Genomic DNA, 785 nt, shown 5'->3' with positions numbered 1-785 from the left:
ATCCTGCTTTTCGAAAATATCCAGTAGGGCGTTCCTTTAGCCTCTCAATTATCTCGTCTTTTACTTCACTCTTAATAAGCTTACCTCCTTCCGAAGCAAAAATCTTTACAAAACTATTTGTCATGGGTTTGTCTCCCACTAAAACTAAGACTGATGTATTCTTTTTCAATGCATCTGCAACCAAATCTAGTCTAGAATCTTTCACAGATTCGTTGACTAATGCTCCAGTAGCCAACCCCAGTGCACTACCACTTATAAGTCCAACCAGGGACCCGCCAGGACCGAAAAGTGCGCCTACAATAGCCCCCGTCATGGCTCCCCAAATACCAGAACCCTCCGTAATATCAGTTTCTTGTGCCCAGGTACTATTTACCCTTACCATCCCCAATTTACTTCGGGAAATTACGGCTACATCATCCAACCATCGATGCTCCTTGCGATACTCCTTTAAGGCAACGTTCAAAGCGTCCTCAGCAGTCCCTGCACCTTCAAAAACATAAAAACTTACTTCAGCCATTATTAAAAAATTTTATTGATGAAAAAAATAAAATTAATATGATCTATTAATTAAATTTTAAACATAGGACAAATAGAAGGGGTTCCTCCCTAAAGGAGACAAAATCAATCTTAAGGTTATTATTAGAGCTTGTTTAAATATTTTGTTTTGAAGCAAAAATGGAGTTTTGAAAGATTGGTTGAGGCCCTTTTTAAGTTCAAAGCCGGAGGTCTCAGCCTAAAAGAGAAACTAAATTCAGGCTTTTCAAAAGCCATTTGCAGCAAAAAGA

1 protein-coding gene is annotated in these 785 nt (G+C 38.6%); it reads right to left on the bottom strand.

Annotation, left to right across the window (positions count from 1 at the left end; genetic code table 11):
• The coding region (locus tag E1171_RS00535; RefSeq protein WP_155203061.1) for a DUF1269 domain-containing protein at window positions 1-517 on the bottom strand (517 nt) is incomplete at its 3' end.
• Between the last annotated feature and the right edge of the window lie 268 nt (window positions 518-785).

Source organism: Xanthovirga aplysinae (genome assembly GCF_009711365.1).
Taxonomy (GTDB): domain Bacteria; phylum Bacteroidota; class Bacteroidia; order Cytophagales; family Cyclobacteriaceae; genus Xanthovirga; species Xanthovirga aplysinae.
This window is presented reverse-complemented; position numbering and strand designations above follow the sequence as displayed.